Below are 18,026 nucleotides of genomic sequence, written 5' to 3' on the forward strand. Positions count from 1 at the left end.
CATTCTTAATTGAATCGTTGTAGTGGAAGAACTAATCGTTGGAGGATACATGTATGATACAGGAAATATTGGAATCTAATCAGTTCCTCTTACTTATCGCTTTGCTTCTTATTATAAGCGTTGTTGTCACAAAATTTTCAAGTCGTTTAGGTGTTCCGTCGCTGGTCCTGTTTATAGCTGTTGGGATGGCGATAGGTAGTGATGGACTTCAAATCGTTTATTTTGATAATGCAGAAGTAGCCCAGTTGATCGGAGTATTGGCTTTGGTGATCATTCTTTTCGAAGGGGGCATGCAGACGGAATGGCGGGAAATCCGACCGGTGGCTGTACCCTCTGTCATGCTCGCGACGGTAGGAGTGTTGTTGACTACTGTTATAGTCGCACTGACAGCTAAATACATCATCGATTTCAATTGGCTGGAAGCTTTTCTGTTAGGTTCCATTGTAGGGTCAACAGATGCTGCAGCAGTATTTGCCGTTTTGAAGGGGAAGAATATCAAAGATAAAGTTGCATCGACGCTCGAAGCGGAATCAGGGACGAACGATCCGATGGCGGTGTTCCTGACCGTCACTTTCATCCAATTACTTACCCTCGAGGGTTCCAACGTATGGATCACTGTCGGTTCTTTTTTCTGGCAGATGGGGGCAGGCCTTCTTGTGGGATTACTTGTCGGGTATGTCGCAAGTACTTCTTTGAATAGGATAAACTTGGATTCAAGCGGCCTTTATCCGATTTTCGCTCTCGGTTTCGCTTTTCTTGCTTACAGTGCGAGTTCTCTTCTTGAAGCGAGTGGCTTACTGGCAGTTTATATAAGCGCAGTAGTAATAGGAAATCGGGAGCTCGCTTATCGCTATTCGATTCTTCGTTTCCACGAAGGATTCGGGTGGATGGCCCAGATTTTAATGTTCATTCTACTGGGACTATTCGTCTTTCCTTCCGAAGTGTTTACGGGGGATGTGATGTGGAATGGTATAGTAACTGCACTTGTTTTGATATTCATTGCCCGACCTCTTGCTATTTTTGCAGTGCTGAGTTTTTTCAGGTTCCGCCTCAAAGAGATGCTATTCCTCTCATGGGCCGGTCTTAGGGGAGCAGTGCCGATCGTGCTGGCTATTTTTCCTATGCTTGCAGGAGTCGGGAATAGTCAGACGATATTCAATATCGTTTTTTTCATCGTTTTGATTTCTGCTTTATTCCAAGGTTCTACCATTATGTGGTTGGCAGAGAAGTTCCAATTGGTATCGGAGAAGAAAATAAATCCCATTCATTCATTGGAAGTTATCTCAATTGGAAAAGCGAATGTAGAAATGCTTGAATTCGAAGTGACGGAACAGAATCAGATTGCCGGAGAAACCCTGGAAGATCTTTCTCTTCCGGATCGGGCACTGATTAACGCTATCATCAGGGAAGGGGACATGATCACTCCCTATGGACAGACTACCATCGAACCCGGAGATACGCTGTATATACTAGTGACGAAAAAAGCGAAGAAAGAATTGAAGAAACGTCTCCAGGCATTGAAGGAATAAAAAGGCATAAGTAAGAGCCAAGGGTAGAAGGATCCTTGGCTCGATTGCAGTGGTTATGATATTTGGGGTGAAGCATTATGATATAATTACGGTTCTAATTATAAAGGACCCTCCACATTTTGTAAACCCTTTCTCGGATTTTACAACCTTTTTCGTGAAGAAGATTGTTAAGGCTATCATTATTCGTTAAAATGAAAATCACTAAGGGAGGCGATTGATTTTGGTAAAGAACATAGGCTTTATTGGCTGTGGCAATATGGGACAGGCAATGATTCAGGGAATGATCCGCTCAGGAAGCGTCTCTATTGATCAGATTGCAGCTACTGCAATTACGGAGGAAACAATAGATTTCGTAAGTGGAGAAATCGGCATCCGGATTTCGGATGATAATAAGAGGCTGGCTGCCGAAAGTGACATATTGTTTCTTGCGGTAAAACCATATGTCTATCAAGGGATTATCGAAGAGATAAAGTCCGAACTATCGGAAGATACGATTATCGTGACTATAGCTCCCGGTATCAATTTGGAAACGATGAGAAAGTACTTAGGAAAAAATGTGAAGGTTATTCGTTCTATGCCGAACACCCCTTCTCTCGTAGGGGAAGGCATGAGTGTATTATGTCCGAATAACCTGGTAACGGATAAAGAATTGAACGAAGTACTGGAGCTTTATGAGAGTTTCGGGGAAGCGGAAGTGATCAAGGAAAACCTTATGGATGCTGTCCCTGCAGTAAGCGGTTCTTCACCAGCTTTTGTATACATGTTTATCGAAGCTATGGCTGATACTGCTGTGCAACAGGGCTTCCCGAGAGATAAAGCTTATAAGATGGCCGCACAAGCTGTAAATGGAGCTGCGAAAATGATTTTAGAGACCGGAGATCACCCTGGTAAGCTGAAGGATGATGTTTGTACTCCTGGAGGTGTCACGATTGAAGGGGTGACGGCTCTTGAGAAACACGGCCTGCGTAAAGCGATCATTGAAGCCATGAACGCTACAACAGAACGTTCGGAGTATTTATCCAAACAGTAAGGAAAGATATTAGAGAAAAGGTAAGCCGTAACTCACCGGCTTACCTTTTTTGATGTAGGCTTTGAATCGTTTCGTCTTTATGCAGGAAAACCTTCGTCCTGCCTGCGGCAAGCTTCCATCTGAAGATATAAAAATCAACAATAGGCTTTAACAGAGCCACGGAGAAAAAGACTGTGAAAATTTAATTATCCTAATATGACAAGCGTTATGAGAGACGATATTAGAATATTTTTTCTATTCATTTCTTTCTTGCATGACGTCTGACAACCTGATACAATTCTATTTGAAAGCGTTGTATGAAAGTGTTTTCATTATAACCTATAAACTATCAAGGGGGAAGTTTACGTGGTCAGTATTCTATTGGGCTTATTAGCCATTGTTGTCGTTATCGGAATCGCCTTTCTCATGTCCAATGATAAGAAGAACATCAACTTTATCGGTGTAGGAGTCATGCTTTTGGCTCAATTATTCACGACGTTCTTCATGTTCGTCACTCCATGGGGAGAACAGATTATCAAGGGAGTCTCTGCTGTTTTCAATAAATTGATCGAGTTCGGAACAGAAGGTGTCAACTTCATTTTAGGTGGAGTAGCTGTAGAAGAGGGAGGATCTGTATTCTTCTTCAACGTGTTACTGTTGATTGTATTCTTCTCCACTATCCTTTCTGTACTTACGCACTTGAAAGTGCTGCCATTTATCATCAAATATCTGGGACTTGGACTATCGTTCATCACTCGTCTGCCGAAAGTGGAATCGTTCAACGCAGTGAACAGTATATTCTTCGGCCAATCTGAGGCTATCATTGCCATCAAGTCTCAGTTCAAGCATTTGAACAATAATCGTCTTTATATCGTAAGTGCTTCGGCGATGGGTTCTGTCTCCGCTTCAATTGTGGGTGCTTATCTGAACATTTTGCCTGAACAATTCGTTCTTGTGGCACTTCCGCTAAATATGTTCAGTGCTTTGATTGTCGCTTCAATCATCGCTCCGGTGAAAGTTCCGAAAGAAGAAGACCACGTAGATATACAGGATGTTTCGCAATCCAAGAGTATTTTTGAAGCTATGGGTAACGGTGCTCTCGATGGTGGTAAAATCGCCCTCATCGTTGCAGCGATGCTTATTGCATTCATAGCTTCCCTTGAGCTCGTGAACTTTGTAATCTCAGGAATCTTTGCAGGAGTAACCTTGCAGCAGATTTTGGGTTACGTTCTCGCTCCGATCGGTATTCTGATGGGGATTCCAGCTTCTGAAGTTGTTGAAGCGGGATCGATCATGGGTACGAAGATCATCACGAACGAATTCGTAGCAATGCTTCAGTTCCAGGAGATGCTTGGTCAGGTTTCAGACAAAACTGTCGGTGTCGTAACGGTCTTCCTTACAAGTTTCGCAAACTTCTCTTCTATCGGTATCATTGCTGGTACTGTACAGGGAATCGACGCGAAAAAAGGTGCAGAAGTTTCAAGTTTCGGTATGAAGCTTCTCGTAGGTGCTACACTAGGCTCTATCCTTTCCGGTACAATGGCTGGTCTATTTCTTTAAAACAGAGTAAGATCCGACTGTCAACGAACAGTCGGATCTTATTTTTTATTGGCTACCCTGAAAATATATATTCAGGCGGACGCTTTCCACGGGCAACGCTTCAGCCTCCTCGTTTCCCTGCGGGGTCTTCAGCTGCCCGAGGTCGCGACGGAGTCGCCGCCTTTCTCTATATCCACCCTATCAAACTCGAATACTAACAGAGCCCGAAAATTTTCATGTATCATGGTGCAAATATCTTTGCATGAACGTCTCTGTTAAAGCCGATGGACTTTCTTATTAGTTGAATAGCTTAAAATCACCAGTTGTTTACACTCCAAACGTTCAGGAAATATAGAAATGAAGAAGTCTACTTGAAAAGGAGTGGAATGATGGAAGAATTCAAGTTATATATCAATGGTGAATGGAAAGAGACAGATTCTCAGGCAGAGGTGCTGGATAAATACACACAGAAGCCCTTCGCATTAGTGCACAAAGCTTCTGAACAGGAAGTGGGTGATGCTGTTACGGCTGCGGATGAAGCTTTTCAGGAAGGGGCTTTATCGCCATATGAGCGTTTTGAGATATTGAAACGGGTGAGTGACCTGCTACGGAAAAAGAAAGAAGAATTCGCAAAAATGATTACCAAAGAAGCTGGTAAACCCCTCAAACAAGCCAGGACTGAAATCGATCGTGCTATCCAGACGATCGAACTGTCAGCGGAGGAAGCCAAACGCATCAATGGTGAAGGAGTACCGGTGGAAGCAGCACCAGGTTCTGAGAATAGAATGGCATTTACAATCAGAGTTCCTGCAGGAGTAGTAGGGGCGATCAGCCCTTTCAACTTTCCGCTAAATCTTGTTTGCCACAAAATCGCCCCGGCGATTGCAGCGGGGAACGCCGTGGTACTTAAGCCTGCCAGTAAAACACCTCTTACAGCTTTGAAACTTGCTGCGTTGTTTCATGAAGCTGGACTTCCGAAAGGTTTTTTCAACGTTGTGGTCGGCTCCGGTGCGACAGTAGGGAATCAGATGATGGAAGATGAAAGGATAGCGCTCTATACTTTTACCGGGAGTACAGAAGTGGGCATGAAGCTGAAACAGAACACTGGAATGAATAAACTGATTTTGGAACTAGGTAATAATTCGCCGGTGATTATCGACAAACACGCAAATATAGACAAGGCTGCGGAAAATACTGCTGCTAAAAGCTTTGCATTTGCGGGGCAGACATGTATTTCCGTTCAACGTTTGTATGTTCATGAAGAGGTTCGCACAGCGTTTGAAGAGAAATTTATAGAAGCCATCAAAAAACTGAATGTTGGAGACCCGAATGATTCCGAAACCGACGTTGGTCCTATGATTGGCGATGAGGAAGCGGAAGGTGCTCTCGCATGGATTGAAGAGGCGAAATCAGAAGGGGCAAAAGTGAGTCACGGCGGAAACAGAGAAGGTGCCCTGCTTGAACCGACAGTGCTTACGAATGTTGATGAGTCGATGAAAGTCGTAAGTGAAGAGGTTTTTGCACCTGTCGTGTGTATTTTGCCTTTCTCCGATATCAAGGAAGGAATCAGGGAAGTCAATAAATCGAAGTATGGCCTTCAAGGAGGAATTTTTACTCAGGACGTCGACACTGCTTTTTACGCTGCTAAGAATGTACAGATCGGTGGCTTTATGGTCAATGATTCTTCTCAGTACAGGGTCGATCTGATGCCATACGGTGGTGTAAAAAACAGTGGATGGGGCAAAGAGGGTCCTAAATACACCATCGAAGATATGACGGAGGAGCGTTTGATTGTAATGAACCTGAGCGATCCGTCCTGAAATGAATACTGAACCGGAGGAAGCTGTCTATAGTATCAGGCAGCTTCCTTTGTAGTATGATATTATTGTTGGCTTTTATGTGCTTTGTAGACGAGCAAGAATTGTATCAATAGAGGGGAAGATATCTTCTTCTGTTATTCCTCTTCCAAGTGAGATAAGATGGGGGAAATGATCATTATCAACTCAGCAGTGGAAAGGAAAGATATCGATGAAAAGAATTTTATTTACCGGCGGAGGGACAGCCGGTCATGTCATCGTGAATACGGCACTCATCCCTTCTTTTCAGGAAAAAGGGTACGAAGTGGATTACATAGGCTCCTATGAAGGAATAGAGAAAGATTTGATTGAAGAGATGGAGAAAGTGAACTATTACGGTATCTCTACGGGGAAACTGCGGAGGTATATGTCGAAAGAAAACATAAAAGACCCGTTCAAAGTGGCCAAAGGCATCATCCAGGCTTTGTCTATTCTGAGAAAAAGAAAACCTGGTGTCATTTTCTCCAAAGGAGGTTTTGTCAGTGTGCCTGTAGTCATTGCTGCGAAGTTGGCTCGGATTCCTGTACTCATCCATGAATCGGATTATACGCCCGGACTTGCGAATAAACTGTCTTTCCCTTTTGCAGACAGAATACTTACCACATTTCCGGAGACGCTGGAGCACGTTCCGGAGAAAAAGTCGGAATATATAGGGGCTGTCATCCGTGATGAACTTTTCCGGGGCGACGTTGCTAAAGCAAAGCTTCTCACGGGTTTTCGTGAGGACAAACCGGTACTTCTCGTCATGGGAGGCAGTTCAGGATCCGGAAAAATAAACGAAGCTATACGTACCAATCTTGAAGAGTTATTGAAAAAGTATAATATCATCCATTTATGTGGGAAAGGTCATAAAGATGAAAGCTATAGCGAAAAAGGGTATGTCCAGTATGAGTATGTGACAGATGAACTGAAGGATTTGCTTGAGTTTTCAGATCTTGTTGTCTCGAGAGCCGGTTCAAATGCTATTTTTGAGTTCGTGGCACTTGAAAAACCGATGCTTCTTATCCCTCTTTCAAGGAGAGTGAGCAGAGGGGATCAGATCCTTAATTCCCAGTCTTTTGAACGTCAGGGGTTTGCTCACACTCTCGAGGAGGAACAGGTAACAGGAGAGTCGTTTCTTGAAGCAATAAGAAGACTTGATGAGGATCAGGATAATCTCAGAGATCGAATGAAAAAATATGAGGTAGAGAAATCGAAAGAGCATGTAATTGAATTATTGGAACGTTATGAAAAAGGAAGGGATCAGCGATGACTCATGCCTGTCATTACTGTAACAAACCGATTCGTGACCGAGACGAACTCGTTACTGCTTCGAAGTGGTTGAGTATTAGACCTTACCACTATCGATGTTACAATTTGGCTGCTCAGGAAGTAGAGACGATAGGCAACAACGAGAAACCGCTGAATAATATCCCGAATACAGTAGTTTCAGTAATAATGCTTGTAGTAGCTATTTTTTTTCTCATGACTACCACTCTCGGTGCGGTTGGAAATCTTCTTGGTGTGCTTTCTCTTTATCCTTCCATCATGAGAGTTTTATCTTACTTGAGGTTCGAACGTCAACTACCTGCATTTTTGGAAAATAAACGCTAGAGGAGTGAGAATACATGAACGCAGCATCGACACTTACACTTTCAAACGGGGTTAAGATCCCACAACTAGGGCTTGGAGTCTATAAGGTTGAGGAAGCGGACACGAAAGAAACTGTCATGACAGCTCTTGAACTCGGATATCGTCATATTGACACAGCTTCTTTTTATGAAAATGAAAAAGAGGTGGGCGAGGCGATTCGTGAGTCAGAGGTTCCAAGAGAAGAGATTTTCATCACTACAAAAGTGTGGAACGATGAACAAGGTTATGCAGAAACACTGATTGCTTTTGAACGCAGTCTGGAAAAACTGCAGCTCGACTATATCGACTTGTATCTGATTCACTGGCCGGTTCCCGGGAAATTCCAGGATACGTGGCGTGCGCTGGAAGACTTGTATAAACATGGAAGGGTAAGGGCGATCGGTGTGTGTAATTTCCAGGAGCATCACCTGGATCAGCTCCTGGAAACAGCAGAAATAACTCCGGTCGTTGACCAGGTGGAATTTCATCCGCGTCTCTATCAGAAAGAACTTGTAGATTACTGCGCTAAAAAGGATATTAAAGTTGAAGCGTGGGCTCCGCTTGGGAGAGCCAGATATTTTGATTCTCCTGTCCTTCAATCCCTGTCGGAAAAGCATAAGAAGACCCCGGCTCAAATCATTATTCGCTGGGAACTACAACACGGCATCATCACGATTCCGAAATCCACGAAAAGGAAGCGTCAGAAAGAAAACATGGAAGTTTTTGACTTTGAGCTCAGCCCTGAAGATATGAATGAAATGGATGAAATGAACCGTAACGAACGTCAAAGTAAGCATCCAGATGATTTCCCATATGACGAATCTTAAATAACAAACAAATAGTGGAATAAGAAATATGTGGGCTAACCTGCGGGCTAGTCCACATATTTTAAATTCGGCTCCGTTAAAAGCGTTTGGGTGACTTGAGGAATGAAAGGTGGGAAGCCTGTTTGAGGAGCATGAACTCAACAATCAGCCGAATCGATTCCGAAGAGACCCGGGAAGCCTGTTTCAATCTTTCACTCGTAAAGCCGATTTGATTGTGATCCTTCTTTCCTCCCTTCATTAGTGGGAGGGTCGTTAATAGAAAGTGAAGATTTCCCGGGAAATGTTTGTGTATGTCTAAAATTCCGAGTTGATGGTAAAATTGAAGATAGAAATGAGGTGAGTCGATGGATAAGAAGGATCGAAATCAGATGGATGAGGATCTTAAAGAAGATCTTGATGAAGAAGAAATCTTAGATATTATCGAAGAAGAAAGAAAGAAATCTCGAATGAAACAGACAGAACCTGAAGAAGAAAAACGCCCATTTCCAAAGTGGCTTATCGGCCTTGTGGCATTTTTTATGTTTTTCAGTGTTATGAGTGCCATTCCTCAGACATTCTCTATCCCCGCCATCGATTTCCTGATTACATCGGCCAAATTGTATACCAATGAAGATGTTCGCGAGTATAAAGAATCGGTAGTTGTAGTGGAAGCAGGCCAAAGTAAGGGAACGGGCTTCTCTTATACAAGTGACGGGAAAATACTTACCAATCATCACGTTATAGAGGGGGGAGAAAGAATTTCGGTCTCCTTCGAGGAACAAGGACTCTATGCGGCTGAGGTGGTGGAAGAGTACGAAGCTATTGATTTGGCTGTTCTTGAAGTCGAGGAGCAGGGTCTTCCACATCTCGACCTGGCGGATAAGGCTGAGATTGAAGAAAGACCACCAATTACATTCATCGGTAATCCTCTTCGTTTTATTAGAATAGCGAACGAGGGAGAAGTTATTGGAGAAAGAAGTTTGGATTCCTGGGAAGAGAAAGTGATGGTCCTCGATGCTCCTGTATACCGGGGGAATTCCGGGAGCCCGGTCATCAACGAGGACGGTGAGGTGATAGGGGTAGTGTTCGCTACGTTGAATACAGATGAAAATGGAAAGGTTGGTTTAGCAGTACCAATCAATCATTTCCATGACGTTAATAAGTAAAATGTAGTGTTTTTTGCAATCGTAATTTAAAAAAATGTAATCACTATGTACTCGTCATCACCCTTTCTGTTCAGTACAATAGTTGTGTTATGGAAAACACTATCCTTACACACTTTGCATAGGTGATACGTTTCTGTAATCTTCATGAAATAATTTCAGAGAGGACCACCATAAAAACGTCGTATTCAACGAAAATTATTTAATAGCCGGGGGTGAAAAGGGTTGATCAGACGTCTGTTAAAAAAAGAAGACACCACCCTGCACACTCAAGTGATTGCTGCTCAGCAAGGAGATAAAGAAGCAAGGGAGGACCTGATTTCCCAATATCAACCTTTCGTTGCTAAATGTGCTTCAGAGGTATGCAAGAGGTATATAAACCCGAGTCAGGATGATGAATTCAGCATTGGTCTTATTGCTTTCAATGATGCTATCGATTCCTATGCGACAGATAAGGGAGCAGCGTTTCTCTCGTTCGCAAAATTGATCATCAAAAGAAGGATCATTGACTATATTCGTCAGCAAAAATCTCATGTATCGGTTACTTCGCTTGATGAAACATATGAAAACGAAGAACAGATGGAAAATCCGGCTGAAATAAAACTTTCGCGTGAGAAGTTCCTTGAAGAAACAGAAAGCTGGTATCGCAAAGAAGAAATACGTGAGTTGCAGTCGCAACTACGGAAATTTCGTCTTACCTTTGAAGAGATTACAGAATCGGCCCCTAAGCACAGAGACGCCAGAGAATCAGCGGTTCAAGTAGCCCGAATCATTTATGAGGACGATGAGTTATGTTCAAAAGTCCTTCAGAAAGGGCGACTTCCTATTAAAGATTTAAATGGAAAAGTTTCTGTAAGCAAAAAAACATTAGAGAGGAATAGAAAATACATTATTGCTCTCGTGCTTATTTTGTCCGGCGAATATGTGTATCTGAAAGAATATTTAAAGGAGGTGAAGGTGTGAGGAAAGGTGTGATCCTGAAACATAACTTCCGCTCGACGATCGTGATGACAGGGAAAGGGGAGTTTGTCAAAGCTCAAAAAATCTCGGGAGCGGAAATCGGTGACGAAGTATCCTTTGAACCAAAACCTGCATCTTCTTTCAGTCTCTCCTCTTATAAAAATATGAGCGCTGTGACTATTGCAATCATAATTATCATAAGTCTTTTTCCGGCTTATTTCTGGCATGATGATAACAAAGCATATGCCTATGTGAGTATAGATATAAACCCGAGTTTCGAAGCGAAAGTTAATCAGGATATGGAAGTTATATCAGTTGAAGCTCTGAACGAAGACGCTGAATCATTATTGAAGAATTTCGGGGAATGGCAAGGAGAGCCATTGACGGATGTCACTTCGCAATTATTTGAAGCAGTGAAAGAGGAAGGAATGGTTTCAAATGGAGAAAACGCTCTAGTAGGAGTGTCTTACCTTTCCGGTCAGGGGAATCTTGATATCATAAAACAATTACAGGGATTCTTTGATCAGAAAGAAGACTCATTTCAGATAGCTGCTTATGCTATACCTTATGAATGGAAAGAAGAGGCTGAAAAAGCGGGTGAATCGGTTCATGCCATAGTAAATCAACGTCTCACGGACGACCGGGAAGCTGTTGAACTCGAGGCCGATGCCAGAAAAATGCTCGAGACATTTTTCCAGTCGGAAGAAAAAGAAGAGAAAAATAGTGATTCTCCTCAAGATGAGGAAAAAGACACCACCGATAAAACAACTTCTAAGCTGGAGAAGACTACCCCAGGAAGCCTTGAGCGAAGCGAAAGCGTAAACAAACCGGAAGAGAGTATATCATCCGGCGAAGAGAAGAAATCATCAACCTCTGAACCTGCTGCTAAACAAAAAAATCATCGAAAAGATAAGCAAGTCAACGATCATTCCCCCCGCATCACTAACAGCAACGCTTCAGGCAACGAAGGAGAAGGTCCTCCTGATAAAGGAACGGAGCACCCGAAGAACAAAGGAAAAGCACATCCCGGAAATAACGGTGTAGGTTCTCCATCCGTCAAGGAGAAGGAGACTCATCCCAGTAACAAAAAGAAAGAGAATCGTTCCGGCAACGCAAAAAATGAATCTACGGACGATAAAGACAATAGAGCTAACAAAGATAACAAAGGCAAAAAAGGCAACAAAGGTAAAGGAAAAGGTCCTTTCCCTGAGTGATTTCTGATTGTCCATTATAATGATTATCCATAAAAAACCGGACGCGGAAGAACTGGATTCAGTCTCCGGGGTCCGGTCTTTTCTTATTGACGCTATTAAACTTTTGTTTTGCCAGAGTGGGGAGTTTAAGCCTCACTCTCGTCTTTTTACCAAGCGAATCTGAGAGGCGCTATGGACGAGGGTAATCCTGTACCATTGGATGTATATGCATTTCATCAATTTGCATGTGTTTAGGAGCGGAAGCCATATGCAGAAGACCTGCAGCTACATCATCAGCTTTAAGCCAATCTTTTTTCTTTTCCTCTCCCTGTCTGCTTCCTGCAAAATAAGTGTCTGTCATGCCCGGGTTTATAGTTCCAACACGTATCCCGAAAGGCTTCAATTCCTGGGAAATAGAACCCATGAATCCCTGCACCGCGTATTTCGTGGAAGTATAAAGCGCACCGTTTTCCGGAATAGTGTAGCGGGAAACATCAGAAGCTACGGTCAGAATCGTGCCCGATTTCTGTTTTTTCATTTGAGGCAGGACGGACTTCGTGGCTAGGAAGACTCCCTGGACATTGATCTCGAATGTTTTCTTCCATTCTTCCAGTGTTACATCTTCAATCGCCTGAAACTTTCCGACACCGGCATTATTGATTAGTACGTCGATTCGGCCATAAGTGTTTATAGTGGAATGGATGGCCTGTTCCATTTCCCCCTCGATCGTCACATCTCTTGTCAGCGCGACTACATTAGGAAATCCGGCTTCTTCAAGGGCTTTTTTCGTTTCATGAATTTCTTCCGAACTTCCGATAATCGTCAGGTTAGCTCCAGCTTTTGCAAAATGAAAAGCGGCTGCTCTTCCAATACCCCTTGATGCACCGGTGATTACTACTGTTTCATTATTCATTGAGGAATCCTCCTATTTAATAAGTTTCTGAATTTGAATTATTTTAAGGTAAGTATTGAACAAATGTATTTCTGGAAAGTTATAACTATAGCAAACGTCGGTGATGATTGATTTCTCGGAAAAAAATCTGTGCTCCTACCGTCGATTGTTGCAAAAATATCTGTTTGGAGCAAACGTCAAGCAAAAGTTCTTTCTTTATACATAGAATATCATAGATGGTTAAATATACGTTTGAAGTCAGAAGAGATTAGGGAAGAAAACTAAGGAAATCGTCGGATTTTCTGTGCTATAATGAATGAAGTTTGTATGGTAGGGAGAGGTTTGCAAATGAAAGAGAAAAACTGGCTATGGCTGGTTATTACTGGTGTATCATTATTCGGTCTATTTATATTTCTTAGTGTGGTGACGATGAATACAGATACTGTTCAAAGAGTATTTGTGATTATAAGCGAAGTTCTGGGTGTATTAACCCTTTCTTTTGCCATTGCGGCGTGGATGAAAGATAATACACGGCCGTGGGTCTACATAGGTACTGTAGCATTCCTTTGCAGCTGGATCATGATAGCTGTAGCTTATGAAATCGGTCTTAGTGCCAATACCGATAATGGATGGGTATGGTTTCTTTTCTATTATATAATAGCTATCTCCGGCATTGTAGTGATGCGTTTGTCTTCAGGAAAAGTGTTCGGGAAAGAAACACTGCTGCCGATTTCAATGTTATTTGTAGCCGGAATACAACTCGTATATGTGTTAGCCGTACATATCATCTGGTCGCTCCCTTTTTAGTTTTTCGTTAGGCTTTGCTATCGTTCATTGTTGATTTTTATCTCTACGGGTGGAAGCTTGCCGCGGGCATGGCGGAAACTTCCCGCATCTTCCTCTTGGTCGATACGGGTGATTTTCCTTCCATGCTCATTCCGCAGGCGTATCTACCCTTCGTTCCAAAATCAACAACAGGCTTTAGAAGTGTTTTTCGTTAAAGTACAGCTTTCCTTTAGCTGCGCCTAGCCCCGGTAGAGGGGGAGAGGGAGCAGAGAAAGGAAGCAGCGAAAATATATTGACAGGGACAAAAGCAGTGATATACTTGATTCGGTAATCAGATAAGCCGTTTTGACGGCAGAGGTTCTTAGCTTCAACCCTCTTAAAAAAACTAAGGTATATGACGCATGCCATATCCCCTTAGGATATGGTTTTTTTAATTGATAATAAAGGAGAAATAATAATGGGACGTGAAAATGAACTGAAAGACCTGTCGCTGCTTGGAAGTCAGGAAACGCACTATTCTTTTGATTATAATCCGGACGTGTTGGAGTCATTTGATAATAAGCATGTTCATAGGGATTATTTTGTAAAGCTGAATTGCCCGGAGTTCACTACACTCTGTCCAAAGACGAATCAGCCTGATTTCGGTACGGTCTATATCAAATATATTCCTGATGAAAAAATGGTGGAAAGTAAGTCACTGAAACTATATCTGTTCAGCTTTCGAAATCATGGGGATTTCCACGAGGACAGTATGAATATTATCATGAATGATCTGATTGAACTGATGGAACCACGTTATATTGAAGTATTAGGGAAATTCACCCCTAGGGGCGGGATTTCGATAGATCCATTCTGTAATTATGGAAAACCGGGCACGAAATACGAAGAGATGGCTGATTTTCGTATGATGAATCACGATATGTATCCGGAAAAAGTCGATAACAGGTAAAAACTTCAAAAAAACAGCAAAGTTCCAGGTGGGGAGAGATTTCATGTTCGTGTATTTAAATGCACTATTCGTAGGGTTGTTGGTAGTATCAAATATTCTGGGGGTCAAATTGTTCAGTGTCGGAGAGTTCGTACTTCCTGCAGCCGTGATCGTATACGTAGTAACGTATATCATTACAGATGTCATCGGTGAGGTGTATGGGAAAGAAGCTGCAAAGCAAACGGTCCAGGCGGGTTTTTTCACCCAGTTAGTCGTTCTCTTTTTCATTTTCATTGCGATTGAACTCCCTGCTGCTCCCTTTTTTGAAGCGCAGGAAGAATTTTCGACGATTCTCGGTGGGAGTTTTCGTGTCATGGTAGCCAGTCTTCTCTCTTATCTGGTGAGTCAGCATCTTGATGTATCATTGTTCCATAGGTTGAAAAAAAGACATGGCGCAAAGAAATTATGGGTCAGGAATAATGTCTCCACGATGAGCAGTCAGTTCGTCGACACTATAATTTTCATAGCGATCGCTTTTGCCGGTACTGTACCTTTCTCCGTTCTGTTGGGTATGATTGGAACGCAGTATGTCTTCAAACTGATAGTAGCTATCGTAGATACCCCGATTACTTATATCCTCGTCAAATCAGCAAGGAAGAATCATTCTCTAGTGGATGAAAAAGCTGCCTGATTCATAAACATTACAACAGCCAGAGAGTCGAAATTCAAAATCAGCTATCTGCATCGTCTATGCTTCTGTTACACTCGAAGATACAACTAGCGTATTCAGGAGGGAAAAGATATGAGTCTTTATGATTTGATATTAACGGAAAAAGGGTTTATGCAGCAGAATGAGTTGAGCTATCCTTTCGAAGAGAGGGGGCTACAATTCGGGGATGGTGTCTATGAAGTCATCCGTATCTACCAGGGAAATTATCACCTTTTGAATGAGCATGTCGATCGTCTTTTCCGATCGGCAGAAGCGATTAAGATCGAAGTTCCTTTCTCGAAAACAGAAATGCACGAGTATTTGAGTGAACTCCTCGAGAAGAACAGCGTAGCCAAAGATGCCAAACTGTATTTGCAGCTTACAAGAGGATCGGCTCCAAGAAGTCACGAGTTCCCTCTGAACGTTTCGTCTAATTTATATGCTTATGTTAAGGATTTTGAACGGGACCTGGAATCGATGAGAGAAGGAGTAGCTACTGTCACCCTGGAAGATATCAGGTGGGAGTGGTGTTATATAAAAAGCCTGAATCTCCTTCCGAATGTTCTGGCTAAGCAACATGCGAAAGAACACGGTGCCAAAGAAGCGATTCTGTACAAAGAGGGTATGGTGACGGAAGGAAGTTCTTCCAACATATATCTGGTCCGGGACGGGAAAGTATACACCCATCCGGCAACTAAGCGGATACTGGGTGGATGTGTCCGGATGAAAATCCAGGAATTATGCAAGGAAAAAGAGATTCCGTTTATCGAGGAAGCTTTTCAGGTCGAAGATATTTCCTATGCGGATGAAATGTTTGCAACAAGCACTACGGCTGAAATCCTTCCGATTCTGAAAGTCGATACGGTGAGTGTCGGAGATGGGGAACCCGGAAAAATAACGAGGGAGTTGCAACGATTGTATGAAAAAGACGCCCATATCCCCTCGGGGGCATCCATTTTTTCGAAAGAGCAAGCGTGACAACAACCAGTATAATTTCAAGCGCCGAGGAGGGGATGAAGTGAGTTATTACACGATAGAAGTCACGAAAGAACAGCTGCGTACGATGGTAGCGTCGATGTTTTTGTCGACGTGGATGGTTAATTATCCAAAGCAGGAACTCGACGAGGAATTCGAAGAGGTACGCAACCTTGTACTATCTACGTATCATAGTGCCGATCCGCAGGGGGAAGTAGAATACCAGTCATTTGCGGATGTTTACGAACTGACCCAGGACAGGGAAAATGATCTTATGGAAAATGTCGTTCAGGAATATGATGAGCATAGTTTCTGGGATCAGCTTATCGAAAAACTGAGCCAGAAAGAAATGATTGATGCGTTCGGGGAAGAGATCCTGAACCGCCCCCTTTCTGAAGAAGAGGTGGGGAAACAGATCGAGATCGAAAAAAGTGTAGAAGAGAAACTCGAAAAGAACGGCTTGTGGGCGCTTACGTGGGATGATTAATGAAAGAGAAGCATTCCATTAAGATAAAAAAGCAAGGGACAGAAATTATTCTGAGTCCCTTGCTTTTTGTTTGTCTAACCATAAAAATGCAACTGGACGGGCCAAAGGGAAGGTCCATTGAATGAGCGGTCCAAGTAAGAACACCACCAGGACTGTACCTATCCCTACAGGGCCGCCGAGTAGATATCCGGCTAATGCCATTACCCCTTCCATAACATTTCGAACGATACCTTTTGATTGTTTTGTTTTTGTGTTCATGACCATCATGAAATGATCGAGAGGGATTCTTGGTAACGGTGTACGTAAATAAAAGGAGATACCGATGGCTGTCGCCAAAATTCCGAGAGCGAAAATGCCTCCCTGTGAATACCAGGTATCAGGATTTACGTTTTCCAAAGAGCCATAAAGGAAAATATCTAATGTACGACCCCTTATAATGCTTGGGATCAGTGATTCGTATTGAGGACGTTTTTTCTCTACAATCGCGTTCACAATAACAAGGATGGTGAACGCAATAATCATAAAAGTACCCACCGTAATAGGGGTGTGATACGATAACCCTACGGCGATACTGTCACCAGGGCCAGCACCAAGGTTGGATTTGATGATGAGAGCGAGACCCAGGCTCGAAACGAGCAGACCTGCTAAATATATAAGTGTCAAAGACAAGTAGACCATAGACGACTCCTTTAATATGAGCTGATAATAGCATACTTATTTGAAGAATAATTGTAAAGAAAAGAGGAGGAGAAATATATGGATTTTGTTATTATTACCGGTGACTCCAAAGGCCTTGGAGAGTCAGCAGCGAAGCGATGGATGGAAGAAGGGGCAGGTGTGATAGGTATTTCACGCACGTTCAATAAATCGTTGGAGAAGACAGCTTCGGATCGTAATGTGTCTTATCATCATTATGAGTGTGATCTTACGGATGAAGCTGAAACGAATAACACACTCGCGGCTGTCCATAACTTTCTGCAGAGAGAAAATGTCGATTCGCTTACTGTCATCAATAATGCAGGTATGGTGGAGCCTATAGAACAAGTAGGACGGCTCGATATACCATCAGTGGATCGACACGTCCGGTTGAATGTTTCTGTACCTATATTGCTCTCGAATTATATGCTCGGTCTTTCAAATGAATGGGAGGTGCCACTGACCTTAGTGAATATAACCTCAGGAGCTGCAGAAAAAACGATTGAAGGATGGAGTGTTTATAGTGCCGGAAAAGCGGCTATCAATCGTTTCACTGCAGTTACCGCTAAAGAACAGGAAGGGAATGGGCATACGATCTTTGCTTTCAGCCCCGGGGTCATGGATACATCCATGCAGGAAGAAATACGGTCCGCTTCCAAGGAATCGTTTGCTGATGTAGAGAAGTTCAGGGAATTGAAAGAAAAAGGACAGCTTACCTCTCCCGACCGGGTGGCAGATGTACTGAAAAAACTCCTGGCTCACGAATCGATTCAAAACGGAGAAGTATATAAACTTTATGATTATATCGATAAATATTAAGGGTGAGAGTAAACAGTATATAAAATATCCGCAGTACGTAGAAACTGCGGATATTTTTATAGGGGCGC

The 18,026-nt window shown here is 42.8% G+C and carries 18 protein-coding genes and 1 riboswitch; of the genes, 16 read left to right on the forward strand and 2 right to left on the reverse strand.

The annotated features are described in order from the left end of the window. The first annotated feature begins 53 nt into the window (after positions 1 to 53). From BW944_RS08240 to BW944_RS08285, 10 genes are all read left to right on the forward strand, one after another. Complete coding sequence (locus tag BW944_RS08240) at positions 54 to 1,529, forward strand: potassium/proton antiporter (protein ID WP_076558584.1); 1,476 nt, start codon at positions 54 to 56, stop codon at positions 1,527 to 1,529. A gap of 220 nt (positions 1,530 to 1,749) precedes the next feature. Further along, the gene (gene proC / locus BW944_RS08245) at positions 1,750 to 2,559 is read left to right on the forward strand and encodes a pyrroline-5-carboxylate reductase (protein ID WP_076558586.1); all 810 of its coding nucleotides are present in this window, start codon (positions 1,750 to 1,752) and stop codon (positions 2,557 to 2,559) included. Between the two features lie 405 nt (positions 2,560 to 2,964). Then, positions 2,965 to 4,098 (forward strand): NupC/NupG family nucleoside CNT transporter, encoded by a 1,134-nt coding sequence (locus BW944_RS08250; protein ID WP_234983159.1) that lies wholly within the window; start codon positions 2,965 to 2,967, stop codon positions 4,096 to 4,098. 368 nt (positions 4,099 to 4,466) lie between these two features. After that, positions 4,467 to 5,897: an aldehyde dehydrogenase family protein gene (locus BW944_RS08255; RefSeq protein WP_076558590.1), complete on the forward strand. Its 1,431-nt coding sequence runs from the start codon at positions 4,467 to 4,469 to the stop codon at positions 5,895 to 5,897. 208 nt (positions 5,898 to 6,105) lie between these two features. Then, entirely contained in the window at positions 6,106 to 7,185 is a 1,080-nt protein-coding gene (locus BW944_RS08260; protein ID WP_076558592.1) for an undecaprenyldiphospho-muramoylpentapeptide beta-N-acetylglucosaminyltransferase, read from the forward strand. Continuing rightward, positions 7,182 to 7,526: an LIM domain-containing protein gene (locus BW944_RS08265; RefSeq protein WP_076558594.1), complete on the forward strand. Its 345-nt coding sequence runs from the start codon at positions 7,182 to 7,184 to the stop codon at positions 7,524 to 7,526. The genes BW944_RS08260 and BW944_RS08265 overlap by 4 nt, the downstream gene beginning before the upstream one ends. A 14-nt stretch (positions 7,527 to 7,540) precedes the next feature. Continuing rightward, positions 7,541 to 8,371, forward strand: coding sequence for an aldo/keto reductase (locus BW944_RS08270; protein WP_076558595.1), 831 nt, complete (start codon positions 7,541 to 7,543; stop codon positions 8,369 to 8,371). Positions 8,372 to 8,715: 344 nt separating this feature from the next. Further along, positions 8,716 to 9,516: a S1C family serine protease gene (locus BW944_RS08275; protein ID WP_076558596.1), complete on the forward strand. Its 801-nt coding sequence runs from the start codon at positions 8,716 to 8,718 to the stop codon at positions 9,514 to 9,516. Between the two features lie 222 nt (positions 9,517 to 9,738). After that, positions 9,739 to 10,476: an RNA polymerase sigma-I factor gene (gene sigI / locus BW944_RS08280; RefSeq protein WP_076558597.1), complete on the forward strand. Its 738-nt coding sequence runs from the start codon at positions 9,739 to 9,741 to the stop codon at positions 10,474 to 10,476. After that, on the forward strand, positions 10,473 to 11,687 hold the full coding sequence (locus BW944_RS08285; protein ID WP_076558599.1) for an anti-sigma factor domain-containing protein: 1,215 nt from the start codon (positions 10,473 to 10,475) through the stop codon (positions 11,685 to 11,687). The genes sigI and BW944_RS08285 overlap by 4 nt, the downstream gene beginning before the upstream one ends. A 169-nt stretch (positions 11,688 to 11,856) precedes the next feature. On the opposite strand, the gene BW944_RS08290 is transcribed toward BW944_RS08285, so the two are convergent. Continuing rightward, positions 11,857 to 12,579: an SDR family oxidoreductase gene (locus tag BW944_RS08290; RefSeq protein ID WP_076558601.1), complete on the reverse strand. Its 723-nt coding sequence runs from the start codon at positions 12,577 to 12,579 to the stop codon at positions 11,857 to 11,859. Positions 12,580 to 12,906: 327 nt separating this feature from the next. Between BW944_RS08290 and BW944_RS08295 the strand changes: the two genes are divergently transcribed. The 5 genes from BW944_RS08295 (at position 12,907) to BW944_RS08315 (ending at position 16,443) form a co-directional block, all read left to right on the forward strand. Continuing rightward, positions 12,907 to 13,365, forward strand: a complete 459-nt coding sequence (locus BW944_RS08295) for a hypothetical protein (RefSeq protein WP_076558603.1) — start codon at positions 12,907 to 12,909, stop codon at positions 13,363 to 13,365. Between the two features lie 327 nt (positions 13,366 to 13,692). Beyond that, positions 13,693 to 13,739: riboswitch (PreQ1 riboswitch) on the forward strand. A gap of 62 nt (positions 13,740 to 13,801) precedes the next feature. After that, complete coding sequence (gene queF / locus BW944_RS08300; RefSeq protein WP_407690082.1) at positions 13,802 to 14,293, forward strand: preQ(1) synthase; 492 nt, start codon at positions 13,802 to 13,804, stop codon at positions 14,291 to 14,293. A 43-nt stretch (positions 14,294 to 14,336) separates the two neighbouring features. Next, a complete protein-coding gene (locus BW944_RS08305) occupies positions 14,337 to 14,963 on the forward strand; it encodes a queuosine precursor transporter (RefSeq protein ID WP_076558606.1) in 627 nt (208 codons plus the stop codon). A gap of 111 nt (positions 14,964 to 15,074) precedes the next feature. Further along, positions 15,075 to 15,959 (forward strand): D-amino-acid transaminase, encoded by an 885-nt coding sequence (gene dat / locus BW944_RS08310; RefSeq protein WP_076558608.1) that lies wholly within the window; start codon positions 15,075 to 15,077, stop codon positions 15,957 to 15,959. Between the two features lie 40 nt (positions 15,960 to 15,999). After that, positions 16,000 to 16,443 carry a hypothetical protein gene (locus BW944_RS08315; RefSeq protein ID WP_076558610.1) on the forward strand — a complete coding sequence of 148 codons (444 nt, stop codon included), beginning with the start codon at positions 16,000 to 16,002 and terminating at the stop codon, positions 16,441 to 16,443. 45 nt (positions 16,444 to 16,488) lie between these two features. Here the strand turns inward: BW944_RS08315 and BW944_RS08320 are convergent, their stop codons facing one another. Beyond that, positions 16,489 to 17,121, reverse strand: a complete 633-nt coding sequence (locus tag BW944_RS08320; protein WP_076558612.1) for a YczE/YyaS/YitT family protein — start codon at positions 17,119 to 17,121, stop codon at positions 16,489 to 16,491. A 78-nt stretch (positions 17,122 to 17,199) separates the two neighbouring features. Between BW944_RS08320 and BW944_RS08325 the strand changes: the two genes are divergently transcribed. After that, the gene (locus tag BW944_RS08325) at positions 17,200 to 17,958 is read left to right on the forward strand and encodes a (S)-benzoin forming benzil reductase (protein WP_076558614.1); all 759 of its coding nucleotides are present in this window, start codon (positions 17,200 to 17,202) and stop codon (positions 17,956 to 17,958) included. Positions 17,959 to 18,026 lie beyond the last annotated feature (68 nt).

The sequence above is a fragment of the Salimicrobium flavidum genome, from assembly GCF_900156645.1.
In the GTDB taxonomy this organism is placed as follows: Bacteria; Bacillota; Bacilli; order Bacillales; family Halobacillaceae; genus Salimicrobium; species Salimicrobium flavidum.